This window comes from Brumicola pallidula DSM 14239 = ACAM 615, assembly GCF_000428905.1.
Lineage (GTDB): Bacteria > Pseudomonadota > Gammaproteobacteria > Enterobacterales > Alteromonadaceae > Glaciecola > Glaciecola pallidula.
Window position 1 is genome coordinate 453,222 of record NZ_KE386815.1, and the last position, 18,849, is coordinate 472,070.

The 18,849-nt window shown below is 40.3% G+C and carries 17 protein-coding genes; 6 read left to right on the top strand and 11 right to left on the bottom strand.

What is annotated here, in order from left to right:
- Positions 1 to 17: 17 nt before the first annotated feature.
- From G399_RS0115995 to pspA, 6 genes are all read right to left on the bottom strand, one after another.
- A complete protein-coding gene (locus tag G399_RS0115995; protein ID WP_006013945.1) occupies positions 18 to 1,034 on the bottom strand; it encodes a fumarylacetoacetate hydrolase family protein in 1,017 nt (338 codons plus the stop codon).
- A gap of 218 nt (positions 1,035 to 1,252) precedes the next feature.
- Positions 1,253 to 2,806: a transcriptional regulator TyrR gene (tyrR, locus tag G399_RS0116000; RefSeq protein ID WP_006013944.1), complete on the bottom strand. Its 1,554-nt coding sequence runs from the start codon at positions 2,804 to 2,806 to the stop codon at positions 1,253 to 1,255.
- 172 nt (positions 2,807 to 2,978) lie between these two features.
- The gene (gene phhA, locus G399_RS0116005) at positions 2,979 to 3,779 is read right to left on the bottom strand and encodes a phenylalanine 4-monooxygenase (RefSeq protein ID WP_006013943.1); all 801 of its coding nucleotides are present in this window, start codon (positions 3,777 to 3,779) and stop codon (positions 2,979 to 2,981) included.
- 216 nt (positions 3,780 to 3,995) lie between these two features.
- A complete protein-coding gene (gene pspC / locus G399_RS0116010; RefSeq protein WP_006013942.1) occupies positions 3,996 to 4,466 on the bottom strand; it encodes an envelope stress response membrane protein PspC in 471 nt (156 codons plus the stop codon).
- Positions 4,463 to 4,702, bottom strand: a complete 240-nt coding sequence (pspB, locus tag G399_RS0116015) for an envelope stress response membrane protein PspB (RefSeq protein ID WP_006013940.1) — start codon at positions 4,700 to 4,702, stop codon at positions 4,463 to 4,465. The genes pspC and pspB overlap by 4 nt, the downstream gene beginning before the upstream one ends.
- A 149-nt stretch (positions 4,703 to 4,851) precedes the next feature.
- On the bottom strand, positions 4,852 to 5,544 hold the full coding sequence (pspA, locus tag G399_RS0116020; RefSeq protein ID WP_006013938.1) for a phage shock protein PspA: 693 nt from the start codon (positions 5,542 to 5,544) through the stop codon (positions 4,852 to 4,854).
- Positions 5,545 to 5,745: 201 nt separating this feature from the next.
- Here pspA and pspF point away from each other — a divergent pair, with 201 nt between their 5' ends.
- Genes pspF through G399_RS0116050 form a run of 6 tightly spaced genes read left to right on the top strand, consistent with a single transcriptional unit; the run spans position 5,746 to position 12,210 of the window.
- Entirely contained in the window at positions 5,746 to 6,864 is a 1,119-nt protein-coding gene (gene pspF, locus G399_RS0116025; protein WP_006013934.1) for a phage shock protein operon transcriptional activator, read from the top strand.
- Positions 6,864 to 8,492 (top strand): ABC transporter substrate-binding protein, encoded by a 1,629-nt coding sequence (locus G399_RS0116030; protein ID WP_006013932.1) that lies wholly within the window; start codon positions 6,864 to 6,866, stop codon positions 8,490 to 8,492. Before pspF ends, G399_RS0116030 begins: the two co-directional genes overlap by 1 nt.
- Entirely contained in the window at positions 8,492 to 9,523 is a 1,032-nt protein-coding gene (locus G399_RS0116035) for an ABC transporter permease (RefSeq protein ID WP_026843808.1), read from the top strand. The genes G399_RS0116030 and G399_RS0116035 overlap by 1 nt, the downstream gene beginning before the upstream one ends.
- Entirely contained in the window at positions 9,510 to 10,403 is an 894-nt protein-coding gene (locus G399_RS0116040) for an ABC transporter permease subunit (protein WP_006013929.1), read from the top strand. Before G399_RS0116035 ends, G399_RS0116040 begins: the two co-directional genes overlap by 14 nt.
- Positions 10,403 to 11,419 carry an oligopeptide/dipeptide ABC transporter ATP-binding protein gene (locus G399_RS0116045; protein ID WP_006013928.1) on the top strand — a complete coding sequence of 339 codons (1,017 nt, stop codon included), beginning with the start codon at positions 10,403 to 10,405 and terminating at the stop codon, positions 11,417 to 11,419. The genes G399_RS0116040 and G399_RS0116045 overlap by 1 nt, the downstream gene beginning before the upstream one ends.
- The gene (locus tag G399_RS0116050; RefSeq protein WP_006013927.1) at positions 11,416 to 12,210 is read left to right on the top strand and encodes an ATP-binding cassette domain-containing protein; all 795 of its coding nucleotides are present in this window, start codon (positions 11,416 to 11,418) and stop codon (positions 12,208 to 12,210) included. Before G399_RS0116045 ends, G399_RS0116050 begins: the two co-directional genes overlap by 4 nt.
- Positions 12,211 to 12,379: 169 nt before the next feature.
- Here the strand turns inward: G399_RS0116050 and G399_RS0116055 are convergent, their stop codons facing one another.
- From G399_RS0116055 to G399_RS0116075, 5 genes are all read right to left on the bottom strand, one after another.
- Positions 12,380 to 13,057, bottom strand: coding sequence for a hypothetical protein (locus tag G399_RS0116055; protein ID WP_006013926.1), 678 nt, complete (start codon positions 13,055 to 13,057; stop codon positions 12,380 to 12,382).
- A gap of 348 nt (positions 13,058 to 13,405) precedes the next feature.
- Positions 13,406 to 14,218, bottom strand: coding sequence for a fimbrial biogenesis chaperone (locus G399_RS21365; RefSeq protein ID WP_006013925.1), 813 nt, complete (start codon positions 14,216 to 14,218; stop codon positions 13,406 to 13,408).
- Positions 14,219 to 14,228: 10 nt separating this feature from the next.
- Positions 14,229 to 14,702: a hypothetical protein gene (locus tag G399_RS0116065; protein WP_006013924.1), complete on the bottom strand. Its 474-nt coding sequence runs from the start codon at positions 14,700 to 14,702 to the stop codon at positions 14,229 to 14,231.
- Positions 14,702 to 15,691, bottom strand: coding sequence for an SPOR domain-containing protein (locus tag G399_RS0116070; protein WP_006013923.1), 990 nt, complete (start codon positions 15,689 to 15,691; stop codon positions 14,702 to 14,704). The genes G399_RS0116065 and G399_RS0116070 overlap by 1 nt, the downstream gene beginning before the upstream one ends.
- A gap of 112 nt (positions 15,692 to 15,803) precedes the next feature.
- Positions 15,804 to 18,725: a fimbria/pilus outer membrane usher protein gene (locus G399_RS0116075; RefSeq protein WP_006013921.1), complete on the bottom strand. Its 2,922-nt coding sequence runs from the start codon at positions 18,723 to 18,725 to the stop codon at positions 15,804 to 15,806.
- Between the last annotated feature and the right edge of the window lie 124 nt (positions 18,726 to 18,849).

Below are 18,849 nucleotides of genomic sequence, written 5' to 3' on the forward strand. Positions count from 1 at the left end.
TTACTCCTTCTCGGCCGCTAGTGTGCAGCAGATTTCTTAATGACTTGGTCAATTGCGCCAAAAATACTCAGTCCTGCGCTATCAAACATCTCGATTCGAATAGAGTCTTCAAATGACATAAACGGCGTCGACGGTTTGCCATCGCGAATGGTTTCTATCATTCTAACTTCGGCAATACAGGAATACCCAACACCACCTTGCGCTATCGAAGATCCGTGCTCAGTATCTTGTTTATTTGAGACTGTTCCTGAGCCAATAATTGCACCCGCACCCAAGTTACGAGACTTTGCAGCATGAGCGACTAGTTGGGCAAAATCAAAGGTCATATCCTCACCAGCTTGTGGTTTTCCGAACAACGCACGATTGTAATGCGACACTAACGGCAGATGTACTTTGTTGCCAGACCATGCTTTATCAAGCTCATCAGGAGTAACTGCAACAGGGGAAAACACGGACGCTGGTTTTGACTGAAAGAATCCAAACCCTTTGCCTAGCTCACCAGGGATTAAACCACGTAACGAAACATCATTAACTAACATCAGCAATTTTATGTGCTGCCCTGCATTTTCTGCTGATACTCCCATTGGAACGTCATCAGTAATAACCGCCACTTCGCCTTCGAAATCTATTCCCCACTCGTCTGAGGGCAATAACACGTCGTCTCGAGGACCAATGAAATCATCTGAACCGCCTTGGTACATTAATGGATCAGTCCAAAATGAGGCTGGAATTTCTGCACCACGTGCTTTTCTAACAAGCTCCACATGATTAACATATGCACTGCCATCGGCCCACTGAAACGCACGAGGCAATGGACTTTCACAAAGCGATTGATCAAAATTTTCAGCACCCAAACCATCTGCATTTAAGACTTCATAACGCGCTTGGAGTGCAGGTTGAATGCCATGCCAATTGTCCAATGCTTGCTGCATAGTTACTGCAATATCAGCAACTTCAATTGCTTTTGTTAAGTCGCGGCTCACGAGCATCAACTTGCCATCTCGTGTATTGTTTTTATAAGTCGCTAATTTCATTCATTCAACCTTTAATTTATGTCATCGTTCGCTGAACAGCTTTAAAAGAAAGTAAAGCTTGCTTTACTCGGTTATTCAACACCATTTTCGAGTTGCTATTGATTTATACTTATTATAACGCTGAAAAGAGAATGAAACACCCCGAACTTGTGTACTCGCCGCTTGAAAAAAAGCCAAAAAAAAACCCCAAAACGTGGGGCTAAAGGAATACATTGTAACTAATACTTTACAGTTGCCTTACTGATACCATATTCACGGAGCTTGTTGGCGATTGCTGTATGGCTTAATCCAAGCTTACGAGCTAATTGGCGAGTACTCGGATAAGACGGGTAAAGCCGCTTGAGTAAATCCTTCTCAAACTTTTTAACTTCTTGCTCCAATGTGCCTTCAAAATTCTCATCAATATAATTTACCGTGGTACTGCAGCTCGGCAGTTGAATAGCTTCTTTTGTAATTTCATTGCCATCCATTAAAGCTATCGCTCTGTAGAGGGCATTTTTCAATTGTCTTACGTTACCTGGCCAAGGATAAGCTTGCAGATAGTCAACGCAGGATTTGCTCAGTTTAGGAGAACGAATACCGAGCTTGTTACTGTGTTGTCTAACAATGCTTTCTGACAGTGGAATAACATCAGTTTTTCTCTCGCGAAGCGGGGGAAGTACCAGTGCAAGCACGTTTAATCGATAATATAACTCTTCTCTAAACGTACCAATTTCGGCTGCTTCAGACAAATCTTTGCAAGTCGTGCAGATGATTCGAAGATCAACTTTTACAGGTTGCTTCTGACCCGCCTTGCGGTAATGTCCGTCTTCAATAACCCGCAGTAGCTTAGATTGCAATTGCTGCGACATTTCGGAAATTTCATCCAGCACCAAAGTGCCGCCAGAAGTTAATTCAATTAGCCCTGTTTTAGTCTCTGCACCAGAAAACTCGCCCTGTTCAATGCCAAATAATTCAGTTTCTGCCACATCATCAGGTAAAGACGCACAATTCAATATATGAAATTCGCCTTCAGCACGGGGGCTGCTATCATGACAAGCCCTTGCTATGCTTTGCTTGCCCGTACCGGACTCACCATAAATGAGCATGTGTCCATCCAGTTCAGCCATGCGCTTTGCATCACGTATCACCTTTTTCATTACCGGACTTACCGCTTGAAAAGTGTCAAAACAGTTTGACGTTGTTTTATTGAAGACGTTGAGTTGTTTGCCTAATCGGGATTCCGACTTCAGTATCACAACGGCTCCCGCAAGCACCGTTTTGTCGTTGTCTGGCACATCGACAGGCAAAATATCAGCAATGTAATCTTGCTCTATAAACTTAACCCGATGAGTTTGGGCATATATTTCTTTGCCTTCTAGCCATTTTGTAATGTTGAACCCAAGTAGAACTTCGTCGATGTTCAATTGCAGTATTTGCTCACGCTTGAGTTCAAGTCCTCTGGCAACCGCATCATTAAATAAAATGATTTTACCGGAAGTATCAGTCGAAAAACAAGGGTCAGGCAATGTTTGCAGCAGCGCTCGTAATTGGTTTCTTTCGCGCTGGATCGGCATGAATGGCGTCGTTTTAACATCGGTAATGCCTTTAATCCTTCGAATTTTAGGCATTAGATGTTGAAAATTTTCAAATTCAATGGTGGGGAAATCGAGGAAAATCTTACCTGTCTCATCAATTTCTATACCGCGCAAGTCGATGTCATATTCGGTTAGAATATCTAGGACGTCTTGCGTAATTCCAAGTCTATCTTGACAGTTTATTTCCAATCGCATGAGTGTAGTCTATATCCGAAAATTCACCCGAGGGTGATTAAATTCACTTCGTTGCTAGAATATACGTTTATCTGTGGGCCTAGATCAATATCTAGTGTGAGCGCTGACAGATTCTATTACATATTAAAATAGACAGACTCAGCGCTTTCTTTATTCTAAATTAACCGGCGAGTTAATTTTTTGGTGTAAATTTAGGCGCGAATAAAGCCAGTTTTTTAGCTTCTTCTACCAGCGCCATAATATCCATTTCGGCCATATCAATTAAATTATCAAAATCTTCAAGCAGGAAATAAAGCGGCTGCATAATATCGATACGATATGGCGTTCTTAAAACATCAATCGGTTTTAAATCATATCTAAAGGGTATTTCACTCTCCAAAGCATAATGAGTTTCGCCCGGTGAAGACAATATACCGCCACCATAAATGCGCAGCCCATCTGCGGTTTTTAGCAAACCAAATTCCACTGTAAACCAATATAACCGGGCTAAATACCCTCTATCTTCTTTGTTAGCGGCTAAGCCTAATTTACCATATGTATGAGTAAAATTAGCAAAAGCAGGGTTAGTTAGCAAAGGGCAATGGCCAAATATTTCATGAAAAACATCCGGTTCTTGCAAATAATCAAAATCTTCTTTATTTCTTATAAACGTCGCTACCGGAAACTGTTTATTGGCCAATAACGTAAAAAAGTCTGTAAAATTAATTAGAGCGGGCACTTCAGCAGTCTTCCAGCCTGTCTCACGCATTAAGACTTCATCAATATCTTTTAACTGGGGAATACGATCTTGCGATAATTTTAACAGGTCAAGACCTTGCATATACTGTTCGCAGGCACGTCCAGGCAATAAAGCAACTTGGCGTTTATATAACTGCTGCCAAATTTCATTCTCATCATTTGACCAGTGAATTATGCCATTTTCGTCCGATTGGCGAGAAACGTACTGCGTTTTCTTCAGCGGTGCACTTAACATAACATTTAATCATTCAGTTAATTTCGACCACATGATGGTAACTAACTTTTAGCCGATAATGATGATCTCAGCTTTTCCCATAACAAGCCAAAAATATCGTTTTGTAATCTTTACTTTACAAAAACGATGCTCAAGCCCAATAAAACAAAAAATACCACATTAAATGTGGTATTAAAAAGGGAGGTGTTTTAAATCTATCTTGTGTAATTTAAAGACTTACAGTCTACTAATCTCTCGATTTAGTTCAAACTCTTTAGAAGTGACATAGCCTTCTAATTTACGTAACTTCAACTCAGCCACTCTAAACCGTTCTTGAATATCAAAAAATGCTTCTCTGGGCGGTTCACCTGCTTGCCAAACACGAGATTTAACTTCAATTTTGTGTTCTGCATTTGATCCTGTATTACCAGTTTTACGCCAAACTTTGTGGGCGGATCCTGAATTAACTGAACTCGAATGCATGTTATCGCCTGCCATTTGAGAATAGCCATCTGGTTTCTTATCTAAAATAAACCAAGCTGCTATGTAGGCAACAAACATAAACGGACCAGCTAGTAAAAAAAATGCGGTCACTGTTAAAATTCTCACCAACCAAATTTCTAACTTAAAGTAATCGGCGATACCAGCACAAACACCGGCTATTTTGCCATTTTTCGGGTCGCGATAAAGTGAGGTTCCAGTTTTCATGCTCTTTCTCTCCATTTCGGCGTTTCTTCATCAAGAATACTTTCTAAGGTTCGAATTCGATCGGACATTAGCTCTGCTTTTTCTGCGAGCGTTTGTAATGTCGCAAATTCTTCTTCAGACAATCCTTGTTTTACTTGTTTTTTGCTGCGGTAATGCAGAATTAGCCAGATAGGAGCAACAAACAAAGTAAATAAAATTAAAGGAACGCCTGCAAAAATAACTGATAATTCGCCCACGATAGTTCTCCTAGTGACGGATTAGAAGGAGAGAATGATACGGCACTCCATGTACCGCAGCTTTTGTTCTGATAGAGACACTATTCTCTGTTAGTAAAATTCTCTGTTAATAAAATGCGCTGTACTGTATTACTAAGGTTATACCAGAATTAAGATTTTTTCACTTTTGCTGCTGGTTTTTCAGTGTTAGCTTGCATTTTTTTCTTTAATGCTTCCAATTCATTATCAATTTTACCACCCGCTTCTAACTCAGCAAATTCATCTTTTAGCGTTTTTTTACCAATATCATAAGCTTCTACTTGTGATTCTAGGTCGTCAATTTTACGCTCAAATTGTTCAAACTTCCCCATAGCATTATCAACGGTGTTGCTATCAAGACGCTTCTTAACTTCAAGTCTCGAGCTTACTGTCTTCTGGCGCATCAGAATCGTTTTTTGACGAGTTTTCGCGTCAGCTAACTTCTCTTGCAACTGACCAGTTTCACTTTGCAATTTCGCAAGCTCACTCTCAATTAAACTAAGCTCATGCTTTAATGATTTAGCCGACTCAGCTGTTTTCTGCTTCTCGTGTAATGCAGCTCTTGCTAAGTCTTCGCGATCCTTGCTCAAAGCCAGTTCTGCTTTATCCTGCCACTCAGAAGCTTCATTAGTTAATCGCGCGACTCGGTTGCTAACGTCTTTCTTGTTGGCAATGGTTTTTGCAGATGCTGAACGAACTTCAACCAGTGTATCTTCCATTTCCTGAATAATAAGACGAACCATTTTTTCAGGGTCTTCAGCCTTGTCTAATAGCGAATTAATGTTAGAGTTTATGATATCTGTAAAACGTGAAAATATACCCATCGTCAATTACCTCTGTTGGTGTAAACTAAAAAATTGTTGTTTAATTTAGTATACTCTATTCAATATGCTTGCCAACTTATCAAAACGTCACAAAATATTGATTTATATAGATAAAAAAATTATTAAAGAAATTGAGGATTTTTATTTATTTTCAAGTAGACTATATTTTAGTGAAATTGACTAATTTTCAAGGAAATCATAATGAGTCGCTTTAAGCAGCAGGATAATTTGCTGGGTCAAGCCAATAGCTTTATGGACGTATTGGAACAAGTTTCCCAAATTGCCCCTCTCAATAAGCCCGTTTTGGTCATTGGCGAACGCGGTACTGGTAAAGAATTAATTGCCGCAAGACTCCACTTTTTATCTCAGCGTTGGGAACAAAATTACGTAAAACTTAATTGCGCAGCATTGAATGACAACTTACTCGAAAGTGAACTCTTTGGTTATGAAGCAGGTGCATTTACCGGTGCAGCAAAAAGAAGAGAAGGTCGCTTTGAATATGCCGACAACGGCACCATGTTTTTGGATGAACTAGCCAATACCTCCGCACTGGTCCAAGAGAAACTGCTGCGTGTCATCGAATATGGTGAGTTTGAGCGTGTTGGTGGCACTCGAACGGTAAAAGTTGATGTGCGTTTGGTGGCAGCCACAAACGAAGACTTACCAACGCTAGCAGAGCAAGGTGAGTTTAGAGCTGACTTACTCGACCGCTTGGCCTTCGACGTGATTACGATCCCACCGCTGCGGCATAGGCAAGAAGATATCATGATGCTTGCTGAGCATTTTGCGATTGGTATGGCACGTGAGCTGGAAATGGAATTATTTAGTGGGTTTACCGCAAAAGCGAAGAAAACATTATTAGAATATAATTGGCCCGGCAATGTTCGGGAATTAAAAAACGTTGTAGAACGCGCAGTTTATCGAACTAATCCGAATTTGCCAGTACATGACATTGTGGTCAATCCCTTTTTATCCGAGTTTCGTCCGCAACAACGTATACGGACTGCGATACAGACATCGGCTGTGCACTCCGCAATGAATAGCTCAGCGCCTGTAGACAATAATACTCTGCTTGATTCTATTGCACAGTCAAGCGACGAAGCAACAACTACCGTATCGGTCTCTCCGGCAGAGAAAAACCTTTATTTTCCGATTGACTTAAAGGAGCAATCGCAAGACTTTGAAATTCACATGTTGAATAGCGCGTTAAAAGATGCACAATTTAATCAGAAAAAAACTGCGGAAAAGCTTTCATTGACGTATCATCAATTGAGAGGATATTTAAAGAAATACAATCTATTAGATAAAACCGACGAATAATGAATCCAAATGCCCAACTACGTATAATAAAAAGCGCAATATTACTGAGCTTCAGTCTGATATTGATGTTGGGTTGCTCTAAACAAAAGACCCAAATAACCCAAGCAGGCATCACTTTCTGTTCAGAGGGTAGTCCCGCCTCATTTAACCCACAACTAGACACATCGAGCACCACTGCGGACGCTTCTTCGCATCAGATTTATGACCGATTGCTTGAATTCAATACTGACAACGGTGAAATAGAACCCGGCTTAGCCAGCAGTTGGCTAGTCAGTAATGACGGCCTAACCTATACTTTTCAGTTGCGCAAAGGCGTTGAATTTCACGATACACCCTATTTTACACCAACGCGTAATTTTAATGCCGACGACGTGGTATTTAGTATTGATCGCTGGCGTGTTGCCTCACACCCCTATCATGAAGTATCCGGCGGTAGTTATCCCTATTTCCAAAGTTTAGGCTTAAAAAATACAATCAAAGACGTTACTAGAATAAATGGCTATCGAGTGGAGATTTCATTGTATAAGCCAGATAGCTCGTTTTTAGCAAACTTAGCGACTGACTTTTCGGTGATTTTATCGGCAGAATATGGCATGAATTTGCTGGCTGAAGGATCGCCAAGCAATATAGATGTACTTCCTATTGGCACCGGCCCTTATAAATTCGTTAGTTATCGTAAAGATCAATTTATTCGCTATCAACGCCACAGTGATTATTTTTTAGATACCATTGGACCTGAACATTTAGTATTTGATATTACACCTAAAAGTTCGTTGCGTGTAGCAAAGTTAATTACAGGTGAGTGCGACGCAGTGGCCTTTCCATCACAAAACGACCTTGAAATAATAAGAAACAGAGACGACTTGACGCTATTGGAAAGACCAGGCTTAAATGTTGGATTTTGGGCATTCAATACCAGTAAACCTCCTTTTGATAATCCGAAAGTGCGTCGGGCTCTGGCGCTAGCAATCGACAACACATCGTTGCTTGAAGCGGTTTATCTTGGCCAAGCCACTAGAGCAAAAAGTTTAGTTCCTTCCGCTTCTTGGGCCTATCAACCTAATATGCAGGATACTGGTTATAACCCAGTGACCGCTCGAAAATTACTAGATGAAGCGGGCATTCCCGACAACTTCACAATGAATATTTGGGCGATGCCAGTGCAACGTGCATACAACCCAAACGCAATGAAAATGGCACAGTTAATGAGTACATATTTAGCCGACGTTGGCGTTACTGTTAACATTGTTAGCTATGATTGGGCGCGGTTTAGAGAAAATCTAACAGCCGGTATGCATGATTCGGTGCTTATTGGTTGGTCTGCCGACAACGGTGACCCAGATAATTTTTATCGTCCACTATTAACCTGTGCGGCAATCCCCTCAGGCACAAATAGAGCACAGTGGTGCAACCCAGAGTATGATGCCCTGATTGAAAGTGCGTTGAAAATAGAGGACTCCGATGAGCGTCGTATTTTTTATCATCGAGCCAATCAAATTATATTTAGAGAGACACCTCTAGTACCTATTGCTCATGCATACCAATATCAAGCCGTAAACAATCAAATTGAAGGCTTGACCATCAACCCTTTTGGTGGTATCCGGTTTGACGATGTGGTGCGTAAATAATGCTCAATTTATTACTACGATATATCAACTTAATGGTCTTGACTATTGCCATACTGGTTATTATTTCGTTTTCTTTAGCCTACATGTTTCCCGGTGATACCCTAACAAACATATCAGGGATTGTGCCGCAATCAAATGAACAACGAGTTGCACTTGAAGCCGTTTTCAAACTAGACCGTTCTATTTTTGTGCAGTTTTGGTATTATCTAGAAAATCTAATTAGCGGCGACTGGGGCGTAAGTAGCTCCTCGCAAGTCAGCCTGTTAGAAGAAATTAGCATTGCCTTCCCTGCCACCATTGAATTAATCACCTACGCTTTATTAGTTTCTATTTTTGTTGGTATCCCGTTAGGCTTTATTGGTGGCATTTGGCACCACAAGCCTTTCGACTTTGGCGTTGTGACTTTTAGTGTCGTGAGTTATTCATTTCCCGTATTTTGGCTTGCATTAATTTTTATCACTATATTTTGCCTGCAGCTAGGTTATTTGCCACTTTCTGGACGCGTAAACTTTTTGTATGACATACCACACAGCAGTGGATTTATTCTTTGGGATATCATGCGTGCCGATATTCCTGATAAAAAGGATGCTTTTTTAGATGCGCTAAGGCATCTTATACTGCCAACAGCGTCTATAGCACTGGTGACGACTGCTATTTTTATTCGATTCACACGTCGTTCAATTATGGATGAAATGAACAAAGGCTATATTGAAGCCGCTAAATCTCGCGGATTTACCACTAAGCAGATTTTCTTCAAACACGGTTTACGCAATTCGTTGCTACCTATTTTACCATTAATGGCAATGCAAATATCAACACTGTTCACCAATGCAATGGTTGTTGAAACGATTTTTTCTTGGCCTGGAATTGGTAATTGGATTATTCAAGCCATCTATCAGCGTGACTATCCAGCTATCCGGATAGGCATGTTGGTTGTTTCTGTATTTGTTGTTACGCTTACTATAACCATTGAATTCATCAGTCGAGCAATCGACCCAGCTAGGGATAAGTTTCAACGTGGCGCAGTTTAATCTCTATCAGGAGGAATTTCATCCCTCCCCAGTGATGCATATTTGGCTCGAATTCAAACGCAGTCACTTTGCTCTTATCGGATCCGCGATCCTGTTGTTATTTTGCGCTATCGCTATTTTGGCTCCCCTACTAGCGCCGTATGATCCTAACGTGCAAAATACGAATACCATATTATTGCCACCGGCCTGGGAAGGGAATGGCAGTATTTCACATATATTCGGTACCGATGCTTTAGGTCGTGACGTATTTTCACGCACACTATACGGTTGCCGCGTTACCTTTGGTTCGAGTATTTTTTTAGTCTTAATTGCAGCTACTATTGGTGTTGCCCTCGGAACGTTCGCCGGTATAAATAAAGGCATTAAGTCCAGTATTCTAAATCACCTTTTGGATTCTTTAATGGCGGTGCCAACCTTACTCATAGCAATTATTATTGTGGCAATATTAGGTACTGGTTTGTGGAATAGTATGTGGGCGATTATCTTGGCGTTGATCCCTCAATTCGTCCATCAAACTCGTACCTTTGTTCGCGAGGAGATGAAAAAAGACTATATATTATTGGACAAATTAGATGGCGCAGGTTCGACTCGAATATTTTGGTCATCAATATTACCCAGTATGTTTGAGCTTTTAGTGGTGCAAAGTACCTTAGCTTTATCCGTGGCAATAATCGATATTTCAGCCTTAGGTTTCTTAAATTTGGGAGCCCAAAGCCCGGTTGTTGAATTAGGTGCTAGTTTATCGCAAAGCCTCGAAGTTGCTTATTCGGCTCCTTGGCTAGTTGCGCTGCCAGGGTTCTGTATCTTTTTAATGGTACTTTCAATCAATATTGTAGGCGAAGGACTTCGCAACGCATTGCGCAATAGGTTAATTCACTAATGCCACTTCTTGATGTTAAAAACCTAACCGTTGAGATAGACACCGGTTCGGTATTTGTAAAGGCTTTGGATAAAGTCAGTTTAACTGTCGAAACCGGTGAAATTAGAGCACTTGTAGGTGAATCAGGGTCAGGTAAAAGCCTGATCGTAAGAGCTATTATTGGCGCAATACCCGACCATTGGATTATCACTGCAGACCGCTTAACTTGGAAAGGCCAAAACTTATTGGGCATGTCTAATGAACAACGCCGCATCATAATGCGTCGTGAGATTGCGGTGGTTTTTCAAGATCCGACATCATCACTTGACCCATCGGCAACCTTGATATCTCAATTGGAAGAAAGTATTCCAGAAGAATTACTCGACAAAGGCATGTTTTGGCATCGCAATAAACAACGCCGACAAATTGCTGTTGGCTTAATGCATAAGGTTGGGATTAAAAATCACGAAGCATGTATGCAACGCTATCCGCATGAAATTGCCGCTGATATTGCGCAAAAATTTATGATTGCAATGGCACTTGTGTCAGAGCCTGAACTGCTGATTGCCGATGATCCGACCCGAAGTATGGAAAGCACCACGAAAAATCAAATATTACGCTTATTATCGGGTTTAAATGAAACCAGAAAGCTCGCCATTTTATTTGTAAGCCATGACCTACTTGCGATTTCTAGCATGGCTCACACGATGACCGTGTTGTATTGCGGACAAACAGTCGAATCGGGCAAGGTAAAGCATTTGCACCGTCGACCTTTGCATCCTTATACCAAGGCATTGCTGGATAGTGCACCTAGTTTTCAAATCAATTTGCCTCCTAAATCGCACTTAGTCGCCCTGCCGGGCACTATCCCAACATTAAAACACTTGCCTATCGGCTGCCGTTTGGGTCCTCGCTGCCCTAATGCGCGCAAAGAATGTGTAAAAGTTCCCGAACAAAAAATGGTACACCAACATTCATATAGCTGCCACTTTCCGCTGCATTCACCAGTAGACGATGATTTAGAGAACAAGCAATGATCCCTGTATTGGAAGTCAAAAACCTAATTTATACTCATCGGGTAAGACGCTCTATCTTTAAGCCCGTTGACGAATTCATCGTCGGCCCCATCGACTTCGTATTGAATACCGGTGAAACCCTCGCGATCACCGGTCATAATGGCTCAGGCAAAACGCTCTTAGCGCGCGCACTGGTAGGCGCAATAACACCGCAGCAAGGCAGTATATTGCTGGAAGGAAAAAAGGCTGAGCAGAGTGATAAGAAAACACGCAACCACGATATTAGACTCATACTCCAGCACACTAAATATAGCTTAAACCCGGCGGTTACGGTTGGTTCTGTGCTTGGCCAAACATTATTATTAAACACTGAGCTTAATCAGCAAGAACGCAAAACTAAAATAGAACAAACATTAGTCAAAGTCGGTTTATTGCGAGAGCACTACTATTTTTACAGACATATGTTATCAGATGGTCAACAGCAACGCGTTTCGCTCGCTAGAGCGATGATACTTGACCCCAAGGTAATAGTCGCAGATGAACCATTTGCCGCCTTAGACCCCTCTGTACGTTCACAAACGGTCAACCTCATACTCGACATCCAACAAGAACTCGGTATGGCGTTTGTATTCATTTCACAAAACCTGGGCATTGTTCGTCATATTAGCGACAAAGTCATGATAATGGATAAAGGTAAGGTGATTGAGGCAGGTTCAAGCAAAAGCGTTTTTGATGATCCGCAACATGAAGTTACCAGAAAATTGATTGATTCGCATTTTAGTTTGGTGGATAAGCATTTTGAGCAGTTTTGAGTATATTTCACAAGTTCTATCAACAAAATAACCCTAACCTCTCCTTTCTATTGACTCTTCACTACTTAATATCCAAACAATTATTTTTTTCTTGGCATAAGAAAAGCCAGCGCTATGCTGGCTTTCGAATGACGTCTGGCTAATGCATTTAAACGTTTAAATGCTTATCTTAGTAAGATACTTCTACTGTAAATGTTCCGGTGTAAGTTCCATCCGCATAGGCGACAGTTGTTGCAGCATTTGGTGTAGATATTGTTGCACCTACGTTGAATGACACAGAACCGTTAACATCAGTAGTAAACGTAGCGCCTTCTACGCTACCCACACCTGCGGTACCCACTTCTTCAAACAAGAATTGATCCACAGTAAAGTTTGGTGCGCTAGGTGGAGCAAGTGCGTTGATCAACGTAGTTGAATCACTTGTACCTGAAGCAAGAATTTGAATCGGTGTGAACGGAGATGCACCAGACGCTGTATACGATGCTGCACTGCCCGCCGCTAGAACACTCATAGATGCTGGCGTAGCTTCATCACCCGTAACCGCTGCACCAGCAGAAGTAAGTTGTCTTACTACAGGTATAGTTACTGCACTATCAGGACGAACCGTATAAGTTGCTACTGTAATACCAGGAGTAGCGGAACCATCACCGCCGGAATCTGCAGCACTAGAATCAGCATTTGCTCTTAGTGTGCCGAAGCTCAATGCTGCATCTTGTGCAAATGCGAATGTGTTTTGAACAACAACTGTTGCGTCGGTGTTGATTGGGTCTTGAGCATAAGAAGCAGAACCTGCAACTAATAACCCAGAAACGAAAAACGATTTAATAATTTGATTGCGTTTTAACATGGAAATCTCCAAATACTCTTTAAAAGTTAAACGACACAGTCGATTGCATTATTGCCTTCTCTGTGTCAACTCAAACGTGAAAGTTTGATCGTAAGGTTTTGCTGCCTAACAAAAACTATATCGACTAAATTTGAAAAACCTTAATAAAAAATTGAAACTTTTAGTAAACACGTTTTATTTGCTTTTCAAACTGGTCCCACGTTCTTTGAACTGTTTTTTCATATAACGATGTACATTGCAAAACAACTAATTTGTGATCGTCATATTCAATATAATGTTTAGCTAAAAGAGTAAAGTTTAATTCGAGAATGAAAAAAAAGGGTTAGAATTAACCCTCTCTGAAAGTGCCTAAATTGAAATATTGCTTGTGCTTTTATCAAATACAAGCCCTGTAAACTCTTGGTTTCCCAAATACTCAATTTCAAGATTACCTTTATATGGGAGATACGTCTCGAAGTTTTGCCATATAATCTTGACCGTTGTTTGCTCTGTTTCGTGGAGCATCTGAACACTGTTTAATTCCCCTACTCTTATTCTTTTGCCCGTTTCTTTGTCTTCTATGTATGCAAACAATGACCCTATGATACTCGTACTGCTTTTCTTATTTAGTGTCACAAATATTTCTGTTTTGTCGACAGCATTTTTTTTGATGTCAACCGACACTATATTTATCTGAGGTTGAACTTCAACTGTTCTGTAGAGAATAGGAATTGTGTAAGAGGTAAGTACATCTAATCGCAATGCCATACCTGCCACTTCAGATTGTTCTGGCGCTTTTGTCTCAACAGGCAAAGCCAAAAACCTTAAATGGGAGCGGTATTCATCCAAGTTCATTTGGTTATTCTTTCGAATAAGTAACTTAACAACTTGTCTTTCTCCCGGTTGCAAAGACACCTGTCGAGGAGAATATCGAATAAATGGACTAACAGCAAAATCAGGAGTTCCCTCGTTTATCTCTAAATATTGCCCGGTTTTTGAAACCGCTTTTTCGCTCCACTCTATTCGATAACTTCTTTTAAAATTGCCGGTATTGATTAAGATAACCTCTTTAACTCGGTCTCTTTCTCCAAAAATAATCCGGGTTGGTGACACCAAGAGATCAGCGTTTGCAAACAATGGTGAACAAATTAAACAGGTAAAAAGTAGTAGCTTATATAACATAGTAAAACCTCTAAAAATCTATTGAAACTCGCAATTGAGTTGTATACGTTGTGTCTCTAAAATTTGTTGTGCCCGATCCACTTGTTTCGATAATACCTCCTACCAAAAACTCGGTAACGCCTAATCCGTTGGTTGTCACTGATTCGCTGTGATCATAAGAAATAATAGTGAACTGTTCAGGCGAAAAATCTTCTGTGGTTGTTGAGCCTTGAGAAGCGGTTACTGTAATGAACAGTCTTACGTTGCCCGCAAAGCCGCTGATTCGATATAAACCTGCTTGCCCTCTTCTCAATATATAGATACCAGTGCCTACTTGATAATTTCCGGCACGATCCAAAATAATTCTTCGAGGACTGTCGTTATTCACAATAGCAACGGTACCAAAGTCTACTTTTGTAATCTCCTCAAGCAGCGGTGTTTGTCCAAAAGAGTTTGACGCTGACATCAGGATTAACAAAAGAAAACAAAAACGTGCTATTGCCATCAGATTTCCACACCACTAAAGCTAGCAACTTGACAATAGTCCCCTTGAATTCTAACTCTTGAGCACATTTGGTTCGCCACGTTTTTGGAAGCGTAACCACCGACACGTAAGCTAAAATAATCGATTCCTTTTACGTTCACTGTTTCCAATTTTGCAGACGCGTCGCACCAAGTGCTAGCATATTTCTGACGCAACTTGACCCATCCCGATTTAGCGTTATTCAAATTTTTATATGAAGCCAGATGGAGAGCAAAATTACTGCTATTCGATGTTGGCTGATTTGCACATTTATCAACAATCGGTAACTTCTCGTTTGTTGGAGATTGGGATGAAAACTTACTTGGGGTCATGTTTTCTATATTGCCCACAATTTCATTGGGTCCCTGATTGCCCTGAAATTTATTGTTTCGTGATTTATCAATAGTCAGGATTTGTTTCGCAGAAGCCACTTCTACATCTTGATTATTATTACTTCGCGACGAGAATTCCCCAACGCTCAAAGAACTTGAACCTGGTTTAGCTGAGGCAAGGTTTTGCTGCAGACGCAAAAGGTCGAACTCAAGATTTCTAGTTTCAAATTCACTTACATTGTTGTTATTGTTATTCTTTCTATCAGCACTAGACGCCATAGAACCATCCGATTTATAGACTACATTGTTACCCGAGGGTACTTTTGATAATTCGCTAGCGGGAGTTCTACTTGACTTGTTATATACGACAGGGTTGCTCTCGCTAAATCGACTTACTTCGTCTAATAAAAAGTTTAAATCTGACTCTAAAGCAACCAACCGAGTTAAGCTCGGTTTTAATGCTTGAAAATCTTTTAATTCAGTTGCTAACTCTTGTGATCTTTCTGCTAGCTCAATCTCTGCATCAATTTTACTGTTGTCACTTACTATTGAAGAACGCAACATGCCACACCCAGTAACAGCAAGCAGACAAACCATGGCTTGAAACAAAGTCAGTATGCTTCTTGAAAACGAGTTCATAAAGTTAACTCCATCTGATGTATGTTTTAATAAATAATTGAGTCATTTTTTTGTCAGGTGACTCAATCGGTAGACTCTGTATATGAAGATAAGCAAAATACGCGCCAAGGTTTTAGTATAGTATTTTATGCGAGCGAATTTTACACGATTTAACATCGTTGCTAATTTGTTGACAAAGCTGTTCGGCTGCATTGTCCTCTGAAAACAAAGCAAGTCCGATAAAATATCTATCCGACTTTTTATCGTGGCTTAGAAAAGCATTGCTCAATATTGGATTATTAGCGCTGCGTTGCTTCAAAATTCGAAGATACGTATTTGCCACCTTTACAGTTGAAAAGTCTGCGATATAACTTAAAAAACCATTGCTAATATTTTGTTGACTTAGTGTCAGTTTAACACCATTGATGAAAGCTCCTGGTTGATCTAAATGCAGTTCAACCTTGTCGTTAAAGCTAAGACTTAAGGAATCTAAAGATTCTACGTCTATTGCAACGACATATTTTCCTGGCGGTATTTTATTAATGTAAAAGTAACCATCAAACTCGCTTCTTGCAGAGGCAACCGTAATTCCCTTTGAGTTTTTAAGCTCAACATTAGTGTAAGGAAGTTCTTTCTCTTCTCCGTACTCGTCAATGTAAACAATCACACCATCAATTTCAGTACTTTGTATGAAAGGATAATTGACTAGTGTCAGTAAACCTGTCCTCGGCGTAACAGCAGTGCTTTCAGTGGAGTGAATTAAATATGGGTCATCTAAGGTCGTTAAGTCAACTTGTAGGTCTGTATTTTGAAACGAGTTTAGTCTTCGCAGTTTTACTATACCTTCGTGATCACTTTTAGCGCTAATATTAAATTGGCTAGCTGTTACTTTTACATCCTCAAGAGGCCGATCGCCTTCATCAAAGATAAAATTGAAATTTTTATCCTCATATAACCTTACTAAAACAACGCCATCTGAAGTTAAGCTAGAGTCTGTGCTTAAGTATCCTTGACTAACGGGCGCTTCAGACAAGCTAAATCGCGCGTTCACAGAAACATTTAACCCCGAACTTGTATCGTGTCTTAATTGTGTGTTAATCGCATAGCTTTTCTCACGCCAATCGACACCGAAGGAAATGCTTTCATTGTCAGAGATCGCTGACTTTTGATAGGCAAGTCGTGTAGAGTATTTGGATGCAAACTTCCAACTTATTCCTGCGCCATAAGATATCCACTGAAAATCAGCGGTTGAATCATAATTTGCATTCAACCGGGCATTGACTCTATTGATTCTAGAACCAAGCGCAACTAAGCCTGTCGTAGACTCAGTTTCAGTGCCATCACTTGATTTTTGATTTTGATAGTTCAACAAATGGTTAAATGTGAGATATCGACTGTCGAAGGTCAAGCCATTGGAAAAAAAGGTACTCGCAACATCATTTTTTGTCTCAGAATATCGATAGTCATTTGTATAGCTAACACTGCCCCAAGGTTGAGAAAAAATATTACCGTTCATTAATATCGAAAATTGTTTTGATTCTTGGCTATCAGCATCAAGGTTTCTCGCAACACTGATATTTAGATTTTGGTCAAAGTACCTTGATTGGATACTGGCACGCAATGACGTTGCGCCGGTGTCAGAGTAAACAAAACCCAAATTACCCAGTAGTCTACTCGAGATTCTTGCTGAACTTGAAATATTGTAACTATTAGCAAGGTCTGAATCTCCTAAAAATAAAGAATGGCCAACACTTGTTGACAACCAATTGTTGACAGCATAGCCGTAGTTACCTGATAGATTCCAATCATTAGCCAAACCGTCAGTGTCACTAACGCCTAACAAAGTCGAATTGGTCCGCGTTAACGAAACATTGTAGCTAGGAGCGTTGGAGAACAAATTACCGTCAACATTTCGTTCGAACTGTTCTTTTTCCAATTGCCCTTGAGGACCGTACTTCCTAACTTCAAATTTATTCAAGCCTGTAAAGAGCGGAATATCAACAAAATCGTAACGGCCATTACTCACATTATTGGCTTGTCTTATCAGTACGTCGTTTTGATAAAGTTCAACATCCCAATTATTTTGTACTAAGCCTCTTATAGACGTAATGTCGCTGTCATAATTAGCACCCAGTTTATTGTTGTTAATAGATACGCCTAAACTTTGGCTACTTGAACTGCCCCCTGTGCGAGTGGGTAAAATGTCGCCAAAACTAATATTGGTCGCATTGAGTGGTCCCAATAAATTACCTTCAGGCGATTGTCTTTGAAAATTTAATTCAGCTTGCTGGAGGGCGTCCTGCTCTGAGCCCGAGAAATAGAAGCGAGTAGATAATTTTGCAAGGTCTTGAATACCAATAACACTATACGAACTTCTAACTTCGTCGTTTGCGTATTGTGAAAAGACGCTTGCATCGATTAGTTGATGCGACCGCCAATGGTAGCCAAAATCATAATTTGGATATTTAAGCGTTCGACTTGATGAATTAAAAACCTTTCGGTTCCCTCTTTCAAACTTTAATTGAATGGGAAGCTTAACCTTAGGCTTACCCTGTATTATTAGATCTCGATAATCAAGTGTAGTAGAAATGCCAAACCAGCTTGCCATTTGGGTGATATCAAAAAGCCGCTCACCTGCAAAATCATAAACATCAGAATAACTTAACAATTTGAGATCATCATCGATTTTGACCTCACCAATGATTTGACCACGAGCTGTTGTATATAATCTTAGTTCAAAAGCGTTGTCTTTGTTAATAAACCATCCAGAATACACATAATCTTCCTTATTTTGTCGTTGAATAGGAAAATCCAGCATTGTGATAAACTCAGTGAACGAAATCATCACTCCTTTCTCTTGCACGACCCCAAACAGCTCTCCATATCTGAGATTATCAATTTGCAGTGTAAATATAAGTTCCTCACCAAGCTGATAACGCTCAAGCGCGGCGTTTATTGAAGTTTGCTGTGCACTTACCCAAAAAGCTGTACACAGCAGAAAAGCTGATGCAACAGTGGCTTTTGTGAATAGATGAAGAGGGAACGCTATATGCAAATCAAAATACTCATAAATAAATTTATCGTAATATTTGGATTAAGCAAAAGTCATTCCAACTAGTCCTTCAAATAAAAAATCTCGACTAGATGCGTTATTCGTATTATTTTTGCAAGCTGAAATT